Below are 249 nucleotides of genomic sequence, written 5' to 3'. Positions count from 1 at the left end.
ACCGAAGTTACTGGAACCTAAATCCAGCGCGTCTACCAATTCCGCCACTCCCGCACATAGTGTGATGCAAGTGTAAAGTAATGGAACCTAAATCCAGCGTCTAATCAAGACTCCAGCCAATTCCGCCACTCCCGCATCATAGGGTCTGCTAATTTTAACTCTTAGCCTGAGTTTTCTTATTCACTTTCTTGGTAGAGAAAGTGGCTGGGATACCAGGATTTGAACCTGGGAATGGCAGGATCAAAACCT

Source organism: Pseudoalteromonas sp. 68 DY56-GL68, assembly GCF_041414825.1.
Classification (GTDB): domain Bacteria; phylum Pseudomonadota; class Gammaproteobacteria; order Enterobacterales; family Alteromonadaceae; genus Pseudoalteromonas.
The sequence above is the reverse complement of the archived record's forward strand: the minus strand, read 5'-3'. Positions refer to the sequence as shown.